Raw genomic sequence first — 17333 nt, forward strand, 5'->3', positions numbered from 1 at the left:
ATCCTCACCTTCGTCGGACAAGGTGGGCCTGATGAAGCGCACCTCACGCATCTCGGTCACCTCACGTCCCGCCCTGCTCGGCGCCGTGGTGCTGCTGGCGCTGACGTCGGCCTCCGTGGCGGCCGCCGATGACGGCCCGGGCCCCTTCGGGGTCACCGTCGTGGCCGCCACGAACCGGGAGAGCGCGAGAGTCGGGGCACTCTTCGACGCGGACCGGGTCGGCAAGCTCGCCGGCGGGCACTTCTGCACCGCCTCGGTCGTGCACAGCGCTCACGGCAACCTCATCGTCACCGCCGCGCACTGCGTGGACGGTGACGACGGCGGCGACTCGGTGTTCGTGCCGGGCTACCGCGACGGCAAGGCGCCGTACGGAGTGTGGAAGGTGACGCGGCGGTTCCTGCCGGACGGCTGGTCCAAGGGGCAGGACGAGGACAGCGACGTGGCGTTCGCGGTCGTGGAAGGACTGGGCGGGGCGCGGGGGAAGCGGATCGAGGACGTCGTCGGCGCCAACCGCTTCGCCACCCGGACGACGACCGGGGCCACCGCCGTCACGGTCACCGGCTATCCCAACTCCGACGAGGCCCCGCTCATCTGCACCAACAAGCCGAGCGCGCACAGCGACACCCAGCAGCGGATCTCCTGCCCCGACTTCGCCGGCGGGACCAGCGGCAGCCCCTGGGTCAACGGGGACCACGAGGTCGTGGGCATCCTGGGCGGCCACGAGCAGGGCGGGACGACGCCCGACATCTCGTACAGCGTGGTGCTGGGGGCGGAGGCGGCCGAGCTTTACGGGGACGCGGCGAGCGATCCCTGAGGCCGCCGGGGCCCCCGGCTTTCCCACGGTTCCTTCACGTACTCTGACGATCTCTCAGTGGCCTGAATAGGCCGAAATGCTGGCCGAGTCGGTCGGTCTGAGGCCAAAGCGGACTTGAAGCGGGCGTGGATGGGGGAGGGTTGAGCCGTGCGGAAAGTATGGGTGGCCGGTGCGGCCGTGAGCGGGCTCGGGCTGAGCTTCGTCGCGCTGCTCGTGGTCGGGGTGTACGTCGTCGCCGGGAACCTCGCGGGCGGGGTGGGCGGCGGGGCCGTCTCGCTGGCCAAGGGAGCCGTGCCGGCCGCGTACCAGACGCTCGTTCAGAAGTGGGGCAATCTGTGTCCCGCCCTCAACCCGGCTCTGCTCGGCGCCCAGTTGTACCAGGAGAGCGGATTCAACCCGAGCGCCAGGAGCCCGGCCAAGGCGGAGGGGATCGCGCAGTTCATCCCGGGGACCTGGGCCACGCACGGTATCGACGGCGATGGGGACGGCGACCGGGATGTGTGGGACCCGAATGACGCGATCCCGTCGGCCGCTTCGTACGACTGTCAGCTCGCCTCGTACGTGAAGGACGTCCCCGGCGACGTCTCCGACAACATGCTCGCCGCCTACAACGCGGGGGCGTACGCGGTGATCCAGTACGGGGGCGTGCCGCCGTACTCGGAGACCCGGAACTACGTGAAGACGATCAGCACGCTCGAGAAGAGCTTCGCCGCCCCCGTCACCCGGGTCGACCCCAGCCGGCAGGCCGCCGCCGCCATCGCCTATGCGCAGAAGAAGCTCGGGACGCCGTACCTGTGGGGTGGGAACGGCACCGCTGACCAGGGCGGACGGTTCGACTGCTCCGGTTTGACCAAGGCGGCGTACGACAGCGTCGGGGTCACGCTTCCGCGTGTCGCCAACGATCAGTACAACGCGGGGCCGCACCCGAAGCGGGCGGAGCTGCTGCCGGGTGATCTGGTGTTCTTCTCGGATGATCTGACTGACTCTCGGGCCATCCGGCACGTGGGGATCTACGTCGGGGGCGGATACATGATCGACGCGCCCAAGCCGGGGGCCGTCATCCGGTTCGACCCCGTCGACACCCCCGACTACTTCGGAGCCACCCGGGTAACCGAAGATGGCGCGAAAGCGCTCCCGACCAAGGTGTGACCGTACGTGAACCCGCCCCCTGAGCTGCGGCTATGAGTCTCTCTTCGATAACGTCTGAGTGATCTTTCGGTGGAGAGTGGAACGTTGGGGCGGGGGACGTGCGTTCCTGTTGACGTAGCCGAGCGGACGACAGTGCGTCAGTGCAGCGGAAGCGGATCTACGAAACCACGGGGGTGGGTAGGAGCGGCGCACGAGAGGTGCGCCCGGAGAACGACGAAGGGGCCGCAGCACCATGGCTGTACTCGCCGATTCCGGATCTAACCCCGACGTCGACCTGCTGTACGACATCAACGGACTGGCCAAGGACGCGCCCCGGTGGGTCGACCGGGTGATGGAGTTCGTGGGTGAGTACGGACTGCTGCTCGCCATGGTGCTGGTGGTGCTGTGGTGCTGGTGGTCCGTGCGGAAGCGCTCCGCCAGTGGGGACGAGGCGGCCGCGTCCGTCGCCGGGCTCGTGTGGGCGCCGCTGGCCGCCGGGATCGCCGTGCTGGTGAACGTGCCCATCCGGGGGTTCGTGGAGCGGCCCCGTCCGTTCGTCGATCACCAGGGGCTGGACGTACTCGTCTCCGGGAAGAACGACTACTCGTTCGTGAGTGATCACGCGACGCTGACCATGGCCATGGCGGTCGGGCTGTTCGTCGCCAACCGGAAGTTCGGGCTCGTCGGGATCGGGCTGGCGCTGTTCGAGGGGTTCTGCCGGGTGTACATGGGCGTGCACTATCCGACCGATGTGGTCGGGGGGTTCGCGCTCGGGACCGCGGTGGCGTTGCTGCTGTCGCCGGTGGCGATGGCTTTGCTCACGCCGGTGATGAAGGCGGTGGAGCGGTCGCCTCGGGTGGGGTGGGTTGTCCGGCGGCGGTCATCGGAGGCCGAGGGTGCCTTTGTCCCCGAGGCGCGGAAGTCCGTGGCCTCGGAGGAGCGGGATCTCGCCGCGTAGGTGGCCGCCCCCCCCCGCCTACACTCCCTGCGGGTAGCTGAAGAACCTCTCCGGGTCGTACTGCTTCTTCACCTGGGCCAGGCGTGTCGCCGCGTCGCCGTAGTACGCCTTGCGCCAGTTCGTGAGGGTCGGGTCGGTGTAGTTCTGGTAGGCCGCGCCGGAGGCGTAGGGCTGCATGGCGTTGTGGGCCGAGGTGAGCCAGGACTGGGCCGTCGTGCCGGAGGCGCCCGCGCCCCAGGAGGCGATGTACTGGGCCAGCATCCGGGAGCGGCGGTGGACGAAGGCCGTGGCGGTGGGGGAGACGCGGTTGACGGCGCCGCCGAGTGCGGTGAGGGCGATGCTGCCCGCGCCGCCCCGCACCGACGTCAGCTGGGCCAGCAGCTTCTGGATGCCGGCCGCCGAGAGGGAGCGGTCGAAGAAGTCGGAGCGGGCGGCGTACGTTTCGCGGCCCAGGGCGCCCTGCGGGGAGCGGCCCGGGGTCGAGCCGGGGAGGTGGCACTGGGCGTCGGTGGAGAAGGAGGAGCAGCCCGCGTAGATCTCCATCGCCTCCTCGTAGCCCCGGCGGTGCAGCGAGACGCTGCTCGCGTTGGCGCCGACCTTGTCCGCGAGGCGGTCCACCGCGTTCTTGAGCTCGCCGTAGGTGCCGAGGGAGAAGGCGGCCACGGAGATCGTCGGGGTGTGGCCGGGGGTGTTCGCCAGGTGCAGGGAGGACCAGATCTCGTCGGGCTGGCTCGGGCCCCACTCCTGCCAGGCCTTGACCACCGCGGCGGCCTTCGCCCAGGGCCAGGTCAGGTATCCGGTGACGGCCTGGGGGGCGGGGTGGGTCTTGAAGTGGAGTTCGGTGACGACGCCGAAGTTGCCGTTGCCGGCGCCGCGCAGGGCCCAGAAGAGGTCCTTGTTGGTGGTGGCGTTGGCGGTGAGCTGCTTGCCGTCCGCGGTGATCAGGGTGGCCTGGGTGAGGCTGTCGCAGGTCAGGCCGTACGCGCGGGAGACCACGCCGTGGCCGCCGCCGAGCACCAGGCCGGAGACGCCGACCGTGGGGCAGGAACCGGCGGGGATGGTCACGCCCTTGGCGCCGAGCGCGCGGTAGACGTCGATCAGTTTGGAGCCGGCGCCGACGACGGCCTCCTGGCCGCTGACCCGGATCCGGTTGAGCTTGGAGACGTCGACTATGAGGCGGCTGTCGCCGGAGGACCAGCCCGCGTAGGAGTGGCCGCCGTTGCGTATCGCCACGCGTATGTCGTGCGCGTGGGCGTAGGCCAGCGTCGTCCGGATGTCGTCGGCGTGGGCGACGTAGGCGACCGCGGCCGGTTTCAGGCCGTCGAAGCGGGTGTTGTACAGCTGGTGGGCGGTCTTCCAGGCCGTGTCGCCGGGGCGGACCAGGGTGCCGTCGAGGTCGCGGGCGAGGCCCGCCCAGTTCGCGGCGACGGCCGCGCTGGTGGTCTTCATCGGCGTACGGGAGGATGTCGACGTCAACGCCCGCGCCGACGGGTCCGACGTGCCCGTCGCGTGCTTCGCGGGCCCGTCGGCCAGGCCGCCGCTCCCCTTGCAGCCGGCCACCGCGACCGTGGCCACCGCGGCCGCGCCGCCTGAGATAAACGTACGCCGTTCCATGCCCGTGCCTTTCGTCGGCTCCCGTGGAACGAGACGGCGCTTTGGGGGCCAAAGGTTCCACGGTGCGTAACCCGGCCGTTGGAACCTGTGCGTGCCCTCCCCGTGAGCATTCCGTGACCTCACCGGGCTGACGGCAGGGGTTCACTCCCCGTTCACTTCCGGCCATCGGCGGCTTCACCTGTTCTGCCTAATTTCGGCCTTACCCGGTGCGGAGTGCGGCCTTGTGGGCGCGCTGGCGCATCACACGACTTCGCACGCCGCCGACGGTGGCGGCTCCTGGAAGGAACTCCCGAAAGTGAAGCTTCAGCGCAAGAACCGGCTCCGCGCCCTCTCCCTCGGTGCTGTGGCCGTCTCCGGCGCCCTGGCCCTGACGGCGTGCGGCTCCGACGACACGGGCAAGAAGGCGAGCGACGACTCCTCCTCGTCGACGAGCGCCAGCTCGATCAAGTGCGACAACGCCAAGGGTCAGCTCCTCGCCGACGGCTCCTCCGCGCAGAAGAACGCGATCGACGCGTGGGTGAAGAGCTTCTCCCAGGCCTGCGGCGTGCAGATCAACTACAAGGGCGGCGGCTCCGGCGCCGGTGTCACCGCGTTCACGCAGGGCCAGGTCGCCTTCGCCGGTTCCGACTCCGCGCTGAAGCCGGAAGAGGTCAAGGCCTCCAAGAGCGTCTGCAAGGGCGGTCAGGGCATCGACCTGCCGATGGTCGGCGGCCCGATCGCGGTCGGTTACAACGTCCCGGGTGCCGACAACCTGGTCCTGGACGCCCCGACCCTCGCCAAGATCTTCGACAGCAAGATCACCAACTGGAACGACCCGGCGATCAAGAAGCTGAACCCCTCCGCGAAGCTTCCGAACCTGAAGATCCAGGCGTTCCACCGCTCCGACGAGTCGGGTACGACGGACAACTTCACCAAGTACCTGATCGCCACCACCCCGGACAACTGGAAGTACTCCGGCGGCAAGGCCTGGCAGGCCAAGGGCGGCCAGTCCGCTCCGCAGTCCGCGGGCGTGGCCCAGCAGGTGAAGCAGACCTCCGGCGCCATCGGCTACTTCGAGCTGTCCTACGTCTCGGACGGCCTCAAGGCCGTCTCCATCGACACGGGCGCCAGCAAGCCGGTCGCCCCGTCCACCGAGTCCGCCACCGCCGACATCGCGGCCGCCAAGGTCGTCGGCACCGGCAAGGACCTGTCGCTCCAGCTCGACTACAAGACCAAGGCCGAGGGCGCCTACCCGCTCACCCTGGTCACGTACGAGATCGCCTGCGACAAGGGCAACAAGGCGGACACCCTGCCCGCCACCAAGGCGTTCCTCCGCTACATCGCCAGCGAGGACGGCCAGAAGGCCCTGTCCGGGATCGGCTACGCCCCCATCCCCGACGCGATCATCTCCAAGGTCCGCACCACCATCGAGGGCCTGAGCTGACCTGAGTGCGGTCCGGCCCCGGTTCGGGGCCGGACCGCATCGTCCGGTGCACCGCCGCCAGGAGCCGACCCTCGTGAACGGCTCCACCGAGCCGCCCACCCGCAAGCGGCTCCGCAGACCGGAGAACCCGATGGACATGACGACGCAGACAACCGACGCACCTCCCCCCGTACCCGAGCCGACCGTGGCCGAGCAGAAGCGCAACGCCCGTGGCGCGACCCGCCCCGGTGACCGCATCTTCCTCGGCCTGTCCCGTGGCTCGGGCATCCTGCTGCTGGTGATCATGGCCGCGATCGCGGTCTTCCTCACCTACCGCGCCTCCCTCGCGATCAGCAAGGACCACGGCAACTTCCTGACCACCTTCGAGTGGAACACCAACCTCCAGCCGCCCTCCTTCGGCATCGCGGTCCTCGCCTTCGGCACGGTCGTCTCCTCGATCGTCGCCATGGTCATCGCGGTCCCGGTCGCGGTCGCCATCGCGCTCTTCATCACGCACTACGCGCCGCGCAGGCTGGCCGGCCCCGTCGCGTACGTGATCGACCTGCTCGCCGCCGTGCCGTCCATCGTGTACGGCCTGTGGGGCGCGCTCATCCTGGTACCGCACATGACCGGCCTCTACGACTGGCTCGACAAATACCTCGGCTGGACCGGCATCTTCTCCTGGGAGGGCGGCGCCCCCCGGTCGATGCTCACCGTCGGCATCCTGCTCGCGATCATGATCCTGCCGATCATCACCAACGTGAGCCGTGAGGTCTTCCGGCAGGTCCCGCGGATGCACGAGGAGGCCGCGCTGGCCCTCGGCGCCACCCGCTGGGAGGTCGTCCGCATGTCGGTGCTGCCCTTCGGCCGCTCCGGTGTGATCTCCGCCTCGATGCTCGGCCTCGGCCGCGCGCTCGGCGAGACGATGGCCGTCGCCACCGTGCTCTCCCCGACCTTCAACATCCAGGCCAGCCTGCTCGACCCGGGTGGCGGCACCTTCGCCCAGAACATCGCCAGCAAGTTCAGCGAGGCGACCCAGGACGGCCGTGACGCGCTGATCGCCTCCGGTCTGGTCCTGTTCGTCATCACCCTGCTGGTCAACGGTGCGGCCCGGGCGATCATCGCCCGCCGCAAGGAGTACTCGGGGGCCAACGCATGAGCACCGCCAGCCTCGCCGACAAGCGCCCCAGCACGCTGCGCGGCGCCAGCCTCCCGAAGTGGTCCCCGTGGGCCATCGCCGCCGGATCCCTCGTGGTCGCGGCCGGCATCGGCCTCGCCGCCGGCCTCGACAACAAGGCCCAGTGGGGCCTGATCGCCGCGATCCTCTTCGTCCTCGGTACGTTCGGCATCGCCGCCCGCGTCGAGGGCCGCCGCCAGGCCAAGGACCGCGTCGCGACCTCCCTCGTCTGGGTCGCCTTCCTGCTCGCCGTGATCCCGCTGGTCTCCCTGATCTGGGTGACCGTGGCGCGCGGCGTGAAGGTCCTCGACGTCTACTTCCTGACCCACTCCATGGGCGTCGTCGCCGACTCCGAGCCGGGCGGCGGCATCTACGCCGCCATCATCGGCAGCCTGGAGCAGGTCGGGCTCGCCACCCTGATCGGCGCGCCGATCGGCATCCTCACCGCGATCTACCTGGTCGAGTACGGGCGGGGCAGGCTCGCCACGGCCGTCACGTTCTTCGTCGACGTGATGACCGGTATCCCGTCGATCGTCGCGGGTCTGTTCATCCTCAGCCTGATGCTGATCTTCGACATGCAGCCCTTCGGCTTCGCCGGCTCGCTGGCCCTGGCCATCCTGATGATGCCGGTCGTGGTCCGTTCCACCGAGGAGATGCTCAAGCTCGTACCGAACGAGCTGCGCGAGGCGTCCCTGGCGCTGGGTGTGCCCAAGTGGCGCACGATCCTGAAGGTGGTCCTGCCGACCTCGATCGGCGGCATCACCACCGGCGTCATGCTCGCCATCGCCCGTATCGCGGGAGAGACCGCGCCGGTGCTGCTGCTGGTGTTCGGCAACCCGTTCATCAACAACAACCCCTTCGAGGGGGCGCAGTCCTCGCTGCCGCTGTACATCTACCAGCAGTACTCGCAGAGCGCGGGTGCCAATGCGGCGTACGACCGCGCGTGGGCGGCGTCCCTCACGCTGATCGCCTTCGTGATGATCCTCAACCTGGTGGCCCGGGGCATTGCCCGCTGGAAGGCCCCGAAGACCGGTCGCTAAGGCGACACTATCCGGCTCCGCCGGGCGGGGCCTCTCAGCGACCGAAGAGTCTGGAAGTGAAGTAGTTATGTCCAAGCGAATCGACGTGAGCGGGCTCACCGCCTACTACGGCTCTCACAAGGCGATCGACGACATCTCGATGACGGTCGAGCCGCGCTCGGTGACGGCGTTCATCGGGCCGTCGGGGTGTGGCAAGTCGACGTTCCTGCGCACGCTGAACCGGATGCACGAGGTCACGCCGGGTGGGCGGGTCGAGGGCAAGGTGATGCTCGACGACGAGGACCTGTACGGGACCGGGATCGACCCGGTGTCGGTACGGCGTGAGGTCGGCATGGTGTTCCAGCGGCCGAACCCGTTCCCCACGATGTCGATCTTCGACAACGTGGCGGCGGGGCTGCGGCTGAACGGGAGCTACAAGAAGAGCGAGCTCGCGGACGTCGTCGAGAAGTCGCTCAAGGGCGCGAACCTCTGGAACGAGGTCAAGGACCGGCTGAACAAGCCGGGGTCGGGGCTGTCCGGTGGTCAGCAGCAGCGGCTGTGCATCGCGCGGGCGATCGCCGTCGAGCCGAAGGTGCTGCTGATGGACGAGCCGTGCTCGGCGCTGGACCCGATCTCCACGCTCGCCATCGAGGATCTGATCGGTGAGCTCAAGGAGCGGTTCACGATCGTCATCGTGACGCACAACATGCAGCAGGCCGCGCGTGTCTCCGACCGTACGGCGTTCTTCAACCTGGCGGCTGTCGGGCAGCCGGGGAAGCTGATCGAGATCGACGACACGGAGCGGATCTTCTCCAACCCGTCGGTGCAGGCGACCGAGGACTACATCTCTGGTCGCTTCGGCTGAGCCGGCGGTCTGCCGAGACCCCTCGCGGTGCTGCATGGCGGTGCCACCGCGAGGCTGTGAGGGCCCGCCCCTGGCTCCCGGGGGCGGGCCGCTCCGCTGGGTGGGGCCGTTTCTTGTACGTCCCGGGGTGTGCGCGCTCGCCGGGTTTTCGCGGGGCTCCCTGGGGCTCCGCCCCAGACCCCGCCAGGGGCTGTCGCCCCTGGACCCCGTTTCCCACCCACCCACCCGTGCGGGTCGGCTGGAAGGTCGCCCCACCCTGGGGCTCCGCCCCAGACCCCGGCGGGGACTGCGTCCCCTGCACCCCACCCTGGGGCTCCGCCCCAGGCCCCGGCGGGGACTGCGTCCCCTGCACCCCACCCTGGGGCTCCGCGCCAGGCCCCGGCGGGCTGCGGTTCGGGTGCTGGCGGGGGCTGCGTCCCCCTGCGGGCTTCGCCCCCGCCCTCGGCGCGGCTGCGTCTCGCAGTCCCGTGGGGGTGCGGGGGCGCAGCCTCCGGTGGGGTTGAAGGGGCGGAGCCCCTGGGGGTGGGAAGGGCAGGGGCGGAGGGGGCGAGAGAGTGGTTCGCAGGGGCGCCCCCCTGTACGCGACAGCGGCGGCGCGGGCCTCCGCCCCACCCGGGGCGGAGGCCCCTCCCCGCCTACAGGAAAGCCAGGTGCACGATCCCGAATGACGCCGCGGCCACCAGGGCGGCTGCCGGCATGGTGATGAACCAGCCCAGGACGATGTTCTTGGCGACGCCCCAGCGGACGGCGTTGACGCGCTTGGTGGCGCCTACGCCCATGATGGCGGAGGTGATGACGTGGGTCGTGGAGATCGGGGCCTTGAAGAGGAACGCGGTGGCGAACATGATCGACGCACCGGTGGTCTCGGCGGCGAAGCCCTGGGGCGGGTCGAGTTCGATGATCTTTCGGCCGAGGGTGCGCATGATGCGCCAGCCACCCGCGTATGTGCCGAGGGAGAGCATCACCGCGCAGACGAGCTTCACCCACACCGGGATCGGGTCGCCGAAGGTCTTGTGGCCGGAGATGACGAGGGCGAGTACCACGACGCCCATGGTCTTCTGTGCGTCCTGGAGGCCGTGGCCGAGGGCCATGCCGGCCGCCGAGACCGTCTGCGCTATGCGGAAGCCGCGCTTGGCCTTGTGCGGGTTGGACCGGCGGAACAGCCACAGGATCAAGGTCATCACCAGGTAGCCGACGATCAGGCCGACCACCGGGGACAGGAACATCGGGATGATGATCTTGTTGAGCACGCCGTCCCAGTGGACCGCGTCACCGCCCGCGAGCGCCGCGCCGACCATGCCGCCGAACAGGGCGTGGGAGGACGAGGAAGGCAGGCCGAAGTACCAGGTGATCAGGTTCCAGACGATCGCGCCGACCAGCGCCGCGAAGAGGATCGCCATGCCCGTGGAGCCCGTGGGCGTCTCGATCAGGCCCTCGCTGACGGTCTTGGCGACACCGGAGCCCAGGAAGGCACCGGCCAGGTTCATCACCGCCGCCATCGCCAGCGCGGCGCGCGGGGTCAGGGCCCGGGTCGACACCGACGTCGCGATCGCGTTCGCCGAGTCGTGGAATCCGTTCGTGTAAGTGAAGACGAGCGCGACCGCTACGGTCACGATCAGAGCGAAGGTGTCCATGAAGCGGTCAGGACTCCTTGACGGCGATGGTCTCCACCGTGTTCGCCACGTGCTCGAACGCGTCCGCCGCCTCCTCCAGCACATCCACGATCTGCTTGAGCTTGAGCACCTCGATCGCGTCGTACTTGCCGTTGAAGAGGTGCGCAAGAAGCTTTCTGTGGATCTGGTCGGCCTGGTTCTCGAGGCGGTTGACCTCGATCCAGTACTCGGTGAGGTTGTCCATCGTGCGGAGGTTCGGCATCGCCTCCGCCGTCAGCTCCGCCGCCCTCGCCAGGACCTCGATCTGCTGCTCGACGCCCTTGGGCAGTTCCTCGACGTTGTAGAGGACGACCAGGTCGACGGCCTCCTCCATGAAGTCCATGATGTCGTCGAGGGACGACGCGAGGGAGTAGATGTCCTCGCGGTCGAAGGGCGTGATGAACGAGGAGTTCAACTGGTGGAAGATCGCGTGCGTGGCGTCGTCACCTGCGTGTTCCGCGGCCCGCATACGCTCTGCGATCTCGGCCCGGGCGGAAGCGTCCGCCCCGAGCAGTTCCATCAGGAGTTTCGAGCCGGTGACGATGTTGTCCGCGGAAGCGGCGAACATGTCGTAGAAGCTCGTCTCCCTGGGGGTCAGACGAAAGCGCACGTGGGGTCCTCGGGGTGCTTCGGTTTCGGTCAGGCTGATGCTAGGCGCATCATCCGGCCACGGCTAATGGGCCGTCCCCCAGTGTCACCCATCAGTCAAACCGATCATCACGGGGGCGTACCAAGACGCGTATACCCAGCAAAGTTGGCTACCATATACCCTGTAGGGGTATCTGTCCGGAGCCGTTCCGGAGCTATGGTCCGGAACTCGCTGTGACTGGAGGGGCGCGATGACGACGACCGAGGCCGGTGCCACGGCGCCCTCCGAGGCGGGCGGCACCACGCACGGGTACCACAAGCAGAAGGACGAGCACCTCAAGCGGCTGCGCCGGATCGAGGGCCAGATCCGGGGCCTGCAGCGCATGGTCGACGAGGACACCTACTGCATCGACATACTCACGCAGGTGTCCGCCTCCACCAAGGCCCTGCAGTCCTTCGCCCTGCAGCTCCTGGAGGAGCACCTGCGCCACTGCGTCGCGGACGCGGCCGTCAAGGGCGGGACGGAGATCGACGCCAAGGTGGAGGAGGCCACGAAGGCGATCGGCCGCCTGCTGCGTACCTGAGTGCCCCCGCGGGTCAGCTGTCGCGTTCCTCCGCCACGCGCAGCACCTCGTCGATGCTCGCCAGGCTGAGCCGGTCCTCGGCGGCGGACGCCGCGATGATCAGCTCCCCGCACAGCTCGATCTCGGCGAGGGCCACGTGGTCCTGAACTGCCGTACCGCCGACCGGAGCCACGTGCATCACCTCTTCTCTGCCGTTACCGACTTCCTAGAGTAGGCAGGGCTCTACACACCGCGCATGGCACGGACGGGCTAGTTCACGGGCCGCCGCGCTGACTAGTGCCCGGGGTCGCCGGCCGGTGCGTCGGGTGGCTGGTTTTCGGCGATCCGGCCCGCGTAGATGTCCTTCGGCAGCGGCAGCCGGACGTCCACCGGGGTGCCGAAGCCGTACAGCAGGGTCGTGGAGGCGACGGCCACGGCGGCCTTCCGGCGGCCGTTCACAAATCCGAAGCTCTGCCGGAGCTTGCGGATGCGGCCCTCGTCGTCGAGGTAGGCGTCGAACGGCACCTCGGCCGTGGCGAACCCCTTCGCCGCCGCTGCCAGTGCCTCCCGGTTGCCAGCGGAGGCGTCGCGCGCCGCCGTGACCAGGTCCGCGGTGCCGCGGAAATGCCGCACGTCGATCCCGCCGAGCTCGGTACGCCCCACGTACGTCGCCGTCCGCGTGCCGCGCAGCAACTCCGCGGCGGCGTACGGGTCCGTCGCCCCGCCCGTGACCAGGTTGCCGTCGGAGAGGGTCGCGGTGTCCACCCGTACCCATTTGTCGGCGGGCACCCCGGCTCCGCGGTTCTTCATGAACAGCGCGCCGGGGGCGAGGAGTTCGGTGATCGGGCGGTGCTCGGCCTGCCCGGCCGGGTCCTGCGGCAGCTGCACGGTGAGCCGGCCCAGCTGTCCGCGGAAGTCGTAGACGCCCTTGCCGCGGATGGTGACCCGGGTGCCGCCGGTGGCCATCTCCATCGAGGTGGTGACCTTTGAACTGCCCGCCTCGCGCAGGGTGTCGGCGGCGCGGTGCAACGTGGTGACCGGGTCGCCCGCGCCGCGCCCGTCCTCGGCGGCGGCACCGCTGAAGGAGCAGCCCGTGACACCGAGGCCCAGACCGGCCGCGATCCCCACCGCGAATCCCGCTCTGCCGGCCGTCCCGCCCCGCCTGTACTGCCGCCGATCCATAGCCTGCCTACCCCCAGCCGGTACGTCCGTCACGGGCCCCCTGTCGATCCGGTTAACGACGAGTAGGGGGCGGCCGTCACGCGCGGGCAGAGCTTGGACGGGGGTGGACGTACGCTTTACTTCAAGTGGGTAACGTTGTCGGTGTGGCGCAGCAGGACGGTCCCGAACGAACCCGGCACGGGCAGGAACACCTCACGACGACGAGCGAACAGGGCCGCTTCTGTGTGGCCCGTTGCACGTGCGGCTGGCGCGGTCCCGCCCGCCGGGCCCGCAGCCAGGCGAGAGCGGACGCGGAGGGCCATGCCACCGCGAACTGACGGGTTCGCGGGTCACACCGGCGAGTCGCAGACCAGGTCGTCGACCAGGTCCCGGTCACGGGGCTGGGTCAGGCGGGCCCGGGCCGGGGCGGGCGCCAGCCACAGGATGCGGTCCACCTCGGCGTTGGGGGTGAAGTCGCCGGCGACGGCCTCGGCCGCCCAGTAACGGACCTCCTTGGGGCGGCCGTTGGCGTAGTAGCACACCGTGGGCAGTTCGGCGCCGGGCTCGGCGGTGTACCCGGTCTCCTCCGTCACCTCCCGCAGGGCGCCCGACAGGGCCTCCTCGCCGCGCTTGAGCTTGCCCTTCGGGTGTGACCAGTCGTCGTACTTGGGCCGGTGGACGAGACAGACCTCCAGGCCGCCGTCCACCGGCGAGCGACGCCACAGTACGCAGCCCGCGGCCTGTACGGGGGTGTCCTTCGCGGTCGTCACCGGTGCTTCACCGCCTCGCGTCGAGGGTCGAGGGTCGGAAAGGTCAGGGAGCAGTGACCGTCTGCTTCTGCCAGCACTGCTCGAACGCGAACCGCGACGCCTCCACCTCGTGACGCTGGTCGGCGTGGAGCACGCCGAGGGCGTACGCCGTCGCCGGGGCGATGCGCGGGGTGCGGGCCGCCTGTGCCGCCGCCGCGGCGGCCTCCGAGGCGTCCCGGTGCCGGTTCAGGGCCTGGCCGGCCGTGAGCAGGCGCATGTCGACGGGGGAGCCCGGGCCGTGCAGTACCTCGCGGGCGTAGCGGTGCAGGCGCAGCAGCAGGCGGACCTGGTGCCACGGGCCGTCCTGGGGGTGGGAGGACGGGTCCGGGGACAGACCGTGGATGAGGGCCTCCGCGTTGTAGGGGTGGCCCGCGGTGACCAGGGGGAGCGCGGTGACCGCGTCGGTGAGACGTTCCTCGGCGGCGTCCGCCATGGGGTGCAGGTCGGTGGAGGTGGCCGCGGGGGTGAGGGGGACCTCGCTGGCCAGTACGGCCACCTTGTCGGCGACGGCGTGGAAGCGGGAGGAGCCCAGGGCCTGGAGGGCCGTGGAGTGGGCGCGGGTCCGGGCGAGGGTGAGCTGGCGGTCGAGCAGCGCGCCCGCCTTCGCCGCGCCGACGGTCAGGTTGCCGTTCGGGGGCGTTGCCTTCAGCGGGGCGGGCGCCGCCCCGTCGGTGGGGCCGCCGACGGCCGCGCCGACCGCCTGCGCGGGCACCGCCGAGGACCCTGACAGCCGGTGCAGCGCGAGGAGCAGCCGCTCCAGCCGGCCCTCGTACGCGTGCTCCAGCCCCAACGTGCCGGACAACCAGGCCAGTTCGGGCCGGATCTCCTCCGACCATGCGGTCTCGAGCAGCGGGCGGAAGGTGTGCAGGCTGCCGCTGATGCGGCGGGCCGAGCGGCGTAGGGCGCGCGCCGCGTCGACGGACTCCTCCGCGCCGTTGGAGCTGCCCCCGGTCTCCCGGTGCAGCCGCAGCGCGCGGAGGAACTCCGTGGCCTGGGCGCGCAGGTAGCCCGCGAGGGTGTCCCCGGTCACCGCCCCGGCCGTGGGGTCCGTCGGGTCAAGGTGTTGCTGTGCCACGCCGGCGCCTCCGGGCGTCTATGAGCATCTCCTGGACGTTGCGCAGGGGTTGGCCGTCCCCGTCGGTCGCGTGCCGCAGCCACTCGCCGTCCGGGCCCAGGTGCCAGGAGATGGTGGTGTCGGACATGCCGGTGTCGAGCAGCCGGTTGATGGAGGACCGGTGGGCGGGGTCGGTGACCCGCACGAGGGCCTCTATCCGGCGGTCGAGGTTGCGGTGCATCATGTCGGCGCTGCCTATCCACACCTCGGGCTCGCCGCCGTTGCCGAAGATGAACACGCGGGAGTGCTCGAGGAAGCGGCCGAGCACGGACCGGACGCGGATGTTGTCCGACAGGCCGGGGACGCCGGGCCGCAGCGCGCAGATGCCGCGCACCCACACGTCCACCGGTACGCCCGCCTGGGACGCGCGGTAGCAGGCGTCGATGACGGCCTCGTCCACCATCGAGTTGACCTTGATGCGGACGAACGCCGGACGCCCGGCGCGGTGGTGCTGGACCTCCTTGTCGATCCGTGAGACCAGGCCGTCGCGCAGGGACTTGGGGGCCACCAGCAGCCGGCGGTAGGTCTCCCGGCGCGAGTAGCCGGAGAGGCGGTTGAACAGGTCGGAGAGGTCCGCGCCGACCTGCGGGTCGGCGGTGAGCAGGCCGAGGTCCTCGTACAGCCGGGCCGTCTTCGGGTGGTAGTTGCCCGTGCCGACGTGGCTGTAGCGGCGGAGCGTCTCGCCCTCCTGGCGTACCACCAGGGACAGCTTGCAGTGGGTCTTCAGCCCGACGAGGCCGTACACGACGTGGCAGCCGGCCTCTTCCAGCTTGCGCGCCCACTTGATGTTGGCGTGTTCGTCGAAGCGGGCCTTGATCTCGACGAGGACGAGGACCTGCTTGCCGGACTCGGCGGCGTCGATGAGCGCGTCGACGATCGGGGAGTCGCCGGAGGTGCGGTACAGGGTCTGCTTGATGGCGAGGACGTCCGGGTCGGCCGCGGCCTGTTCGAGGAAGGCCTGCACGGACGTCGAGAAGCTGTCGTACGGGTGGTGCAGCAGCACGTCGCGGCTGCGCAGGGCCGCGAAGATGTCGGGCGCCGAGGCGGACTCCACCTCCGCGAGGTCCCGGTGGGTGCCCGCGACGAACTTCGGGTACTTCAGCTCGGGCCGGTCCAGGGAGGCGATGCGGAAGAGGCCGGTGAGGTCCAGGGGGCCCGGCAGCGGGTACACCTCGGCCTCGCTGATCTTCAGCTCGCGCACCAGCAGGTCGAGGACCTCACGGTCGATGGACTCCTCGACCTCCAGGCGCACCGGGGGCCCGAAGCGGCGCCGCATGAGCTCCTTCTCCAGGGCCTGGAGCAGGTTCTCGGCGTCGTCCTCCTCGACTTCGAGGTCCTCGTTCCGGGTGAGCCGGAAGGCGTGGTGCTCCAGGACCTCCATGCCCGGGAAGAGCTCCTCCAGGTGGGCCGCGATGACGTCCTCCAGCGGCACGTAACGGCCCGGGGCGGCCTCCAGGAAGCGGGACAGCAGCGGCGGCACCTTCACGCGGGCGAAGTGCCGGTGGCCGCTGACCGGGTTGCGTACCACCACGGCCAGGTTCAGGGACAGGCCGGAGATGTACGGGAAGGGGTGCGCCGGGTCCACGGCCAGGGGGGTCAGGACCGGGAAGATCTGGTGCCGGAAGAGCGTGAAGAGGCGCGCCTGCTCCTTCTCCGCCAGCTCGCTCCAGCGGACCAGGTGGATGCCCTCCTCCGCGAGCGCGGGGGCGACGTCCTCGTGGTAGCAGGCGGCGTGCCGGGCCATGAGCTCGCGGGAGCGGGCCCAGATCATCTCCAGTACCTCACGGGGCTGGAGACCGGAGGCCGAGCGGGTGGCGACGCCCGTCGCGATACGGCGCTTCAGACCGGCGACCCGGACCATGAAGAACTCGTCCAGGTTGCTGGCGAAGATCGCCAGGAAGTTCGCCCGTTCGAGGAGGGGCGTGTTCGGGTCCTCGGCGAGTTCGAGGACCCGTTCGTTGAACGCGAGCCAGCTGCGTTCCCGGTCGAGGAATCGACCCTGTGGCAGCTGTACCCCGTCAACCTGCGATTCCTCGTAAGCGTCGAGGTCGGCATCGATGTCGGGTTCCAGGTCGGAGACCACGGCCGCCACGGTGTGCGGGCGGTGCGCGGCTATGGAGCCCACGGAGGGCTGCGCGTGCTGGACCTGTGCCTGGGTGTCTGGCTGGCTCATGACCCCATTGTTCCGCGCCAGGAGCGATACGGGCGCGTCGGAACGTGCGGGTGGGAGCTTCAGGGCCCCGTTCCCCGCTGGCCCCTCGGGGGGCGGCGAAGGTTCTGGCACGGCGGGCTTCATTGGCTGAGCGTCGCAAGGTCGTCTGAATCGATGGTTACGGAGACATGACGTGCGGGATATCTGGGGGCGGCTCCCGGGCGTTCGTCACGCTGGGAGCACGGTGAAGATGACGATGAAGATGACGATGAAAACGACGAGGAAATGACGATCCCGTACGTCCTTCCCCCCGTGGG

General features: G+C 70.0%; 16 protein-coding genes. 8 read left to right on the plus strand and 8 right to left on the minus strand.

All coding sequences use genetic code 11. The features are described from left to right. Window positions 1–31: 31 nt before the first annotated feature. The 3 genes from ACH45E_RS40750 (at window position 32) to ACH45E_RS40760 (ending at window position 2900) form a co-directional block, all read left to right on the plus strand. Window positions 32–814: a trypsin-like peptidase domain-containing protein gene (locus ACH45E_RS40750; protein ID WP_361454298.1), complete on the plus strand. Its 783-nt coding sequence runs from the start codon at window positions 32–34 to the stop codon at window positions 812–814. 147 nt (window positions 815–961) lie between these two features. Further along, window positions 962–1963, plus strand: coding sequence for a bifunctional lytic transglycosylase/C40 family peptidase (locus ACH45E_RS40755; RefSeq protein ID WP_361454295.1), 1002 nt, complete (start codon window positions 962–964; stop codon window positions 1961–1963). Window positions 1964–2195: 232 nt separating this feature from the next. Further along, on the plus strand, window positions 2196–2900 hold the full coding sequence (locus ACH45E_RS40760; protein WP_361454292.1) for a phosphatase PAP2 family protein: 705 nt from the start codon (window positions 2196–2198) through the stop codon (window positions 2898–2900). Window positions 2901–2918: 18 nt separating this feature from the next. Here ACH45E_RS40760 and ACH45E_RS40765 read toward each other — a convergent pair whose 3' ends face one another. After that, window positions 2919–4514 carry an FAD-dependent oxidoreductase gene (locus tag ACH45E_RS40765; protein ID WP_361454289.1) on the minus strand — a complete coding sequence of 532 codons (1596 nt, stop codon included), beginning with the start codon at window positions 4512–4514 and terminating at the stop codon, window positions 2919–2921. 295 nt (window positions 4515–4809) lie between these two features. Here ACH45E_RS40765 and pstS point away from each other — a divergent pair, with 295 nt between their 5' ends. The 4 genes from pstS (at window position 4810) to pstB (ending at window position 8977) form a co-directional block, all read left to right on the plus strand. After that, window positions 4810–5937, plus strand: coding sequence for a phosphate ABC transporter substrate-binding protein PstS (gene pstS, locus ACH45E_RS40770; RefSeq protein ID WP_361454286.1), 1128 nt, complete (start codon window positions 4810–4812; stop codon window positions 5935–5937). Between the two features lie 130 nt (window positions 5938–6067). Further along, the gene (pstC, locus tag ACH45E_RS40775) at window positions 6068–7075 is read left to right on the plus strand and encodes a phosphate ABC transporter permease subunit PstC (RefSeq protein WP_361454346.1); all 1008 of its coding nucleotides are present in this window, start codon (window positions 6068–6070) and stop codon (window positions 7073–7075) included. Beyond that, window positions 7072–8133 (plus strand): phosphate ABC transporter permease PstA, encoded by a 1062-nt coding sequence (pstA, locus tag ACH45E_RS40780; RefSeq protein WP_361454283.1) that lies wholly within the window; start codon window positions 7072–7074, stop codon window positions 8131–8133. Before pstC ends, pstA begins: the two co-directional genes overlap by 4 nt. Window positions 8134–8200: 67 nt before the next feature. After that, window positions 8201–8977 carry a phosphate ABC transporter ATP-binding protein PstB gene (gene pstB, locus ACH45E_RS40785; protein ID WP_361454280.1) on the plus strand — a complete coding sequence of 259 codons (777 nt, stop codon included), beginning with the start codon at window positions 8201–8203 and terminating at the stop codon, window positions 8975–8977. Between the two features lie 635 nt (window positions 8978–9612). Here pstB and ACH45E_RS40790 read toward each other — a convergent pair. Both ACH45E_RS40790 and ACH45E_RS40795 read right to left on the minus strand, forming a co-directional pair. Further along, window positions 9613–10611 carry an inorganic phosphate transporter gene (locus ACH45E_RS40790; RefSeq protein WP_361454277.1) on the minus strand — a complete coding sequence of 333 codons (999 nt, stop codon included), beginning with the start codon at window positions 10609–10611 and terminating at the stop codon, window positions 9613–9615. Window positions 10612–10618: 7 nt separating this feature from the next. Continuing rightward, window positions 10619–11239, minus strand: coding sequence for a DUF47 domain-containing protein (locus ACH45E_RS40795; RefSeq protein WP_009326469.1), 621 nt, complete (start codon window positions 11237–11239; stop codon window positions 10619–10621). 229 nt (window positions 11240–11468) lie between these two features. On the opposite strand from ACH45E_RS40795, the gene ACH45E_RS40800 reads away from it, so the two are divergent. Next, window positions 11469–11801: a metal-sensitive transcriptional regulator gene (locus tag ACH45E_RS40800; RefSeq protein ID WP_361454274.1), complete on the plus strand. Its 333-nt coding sequence runs from the start codon at window positions 11469–11471 to the stop codon at window positions 11799–11801. Between the two features lie 13 nt (window positions 11802–11814). Here ACH45E_RS40800 and ACH45E_RS40805 read toward each other — a convergent pair whose 3' ends face one another. From ACH45E_RS40805 to ACH45E_RS40825, 5 genes are all read right to left on the minus strand, one after another. After that, window positions 11815–11979: a hypothetical protein gene (locus tag ACH45E_RS40805; protein WP_361454271.1), complete on the minus strand. Its 165-nt coding sequence runs from the start codon at window positions 11977–11979 to the stop codon at window positions 11815–11817. Between the two features lie 95 nt (window positions 11980–12074). After that, window positions 12075–12962: a hypothetical protein gene (locus ACH45E_RS40810; protein ID WP_361454268.1), complete on the minus strand. Its 888-nt coding sequence runs from the start codon at window positions 12960–12962 to the stop codon at window positions 12075–12077. Window positions 12963–13291: 329 nt separating this feature from the next. Next, complete coding sequence (locus ACH45E_RS40815) at window positions 13292–13711, minus strand: NUDIX hydrolase (protein WP_361454264.1); 420 nt, start codon at window positions 13709–13711, stop codon at window positions 13292–13294. 43 nt (window positions 13712–13754) lie between these two features. Beyond that, complete coding sequence (locus ACH45E_RS40820; protein ID WP_361454261.1) at window positions 13755–14825, minus strand: CHAD domain-containing protein; 1071 nt, start codon at window positions 14823–14825, stop codon at window positions 13755–13757. Further along, window positions 14806–17160 (minus strand): RNA degradosome polyphosphate kinase, encoded by a 2355-nt coding sequence (locus tag ACH45E_RS40825; RefSeq protein ID WP_399042573.1) that lies wholly within the window; start codon window positions 17158–17160, stop codon window positions 14806–14808. The genes ACH45E_RS40820 and ACH45E_RS40825 overlap by 20 nt, the downstream gene beginning before the upstream one ends. Window positions 17161–17333: the final 173 nt, after the last annotated feature.

This window comes from Streptomyces sp. NPDC020299 (assembly GCF_044387825.1).
In the GTDB taxonomy this organism is placed as follows: domain Bacteria; phylum Actinomycetota; class Actinomycetes; order Streptomycetales; family Streptomycetaceae; genus Streptomyces.